The sequence below is a fragment of the Paraburkholderia sp. RL18-101-BIB-B genome, from assembly GCF_046026985.1.
Lineage (GTDB): Bacteria > Pseudomonadota > Gammaproteobacteria > Burkholderiales > Burkholderiaceae > Paraburkholderia.
In genome coordinates this window covers 1-514 of sequence record NZ_JARESV010000198.1, presented here as the reverse complement: position 1 = coordinate 514, position 514 = coordinate 1, and the positions used below count along the sequence as shown (strand labels likewise).

The 514-nt window shown below is 56.2% G+C and carries 1 protein-coding gene; it reads right to left on the bottom strand.

The genetic code is table 11. The annotated features are described in order from the left end of the window. Nucleotides 1-127: 127 nt before the first annotated feature. The coding region (locus P0D73_RS46705) for a PDDEXK nuclease domain-containing protein (protein WP_408436535.1) at nt 128-514 on the bottom strand (387 nt) is incomplete at its 5' end.

The window sequence follows — 514 nt, the reverse complement described above, 5'->3', positions numbered from 1 at the left end:
AGCGGCGGCGGTTGCGGTCGTATTCGTGCATTGCTGTGAAAGCGACTCTCCGCTGCAAACCGTTCATCGTTCCGGGCTTATGTCTCAGCGGTTCCGCGATCAGCGCCGAAGGAAGCACGCTAGAACCTCATTTTTCCGGCTTGGGCCGCAACCGCAGCCGCGCTGCCTCGATTGACTGGTGAAGTTTGGCCTGCAAGGTCTCGCGGGAAGGCAGCACGGTCAGGTATTCAGCGACGTGGATGCCGCTCCTGTCCAGTTCGAGCAGTTCGATCTGCTCCTGTTTCTTGCCGGCGCACAAAATAATCCCAAGTGGCGGCAGGTCGTCAGGTTCCTGTTCGTGTTTCGCCAGCCAGCGTAGATACAGTTCCATCTGGCTCTTGTATTCAGCCTTGAATGAGCCAAGCTTCAGTTCGATTGCCACGAGCCGCTTGAGCTTGCGGTTGTAGAAAAGCAGATCGATGTAGAAATCATCGTTATCAATCTGCAGCCGCTTCTGGCGGGCCACGAATGTGAA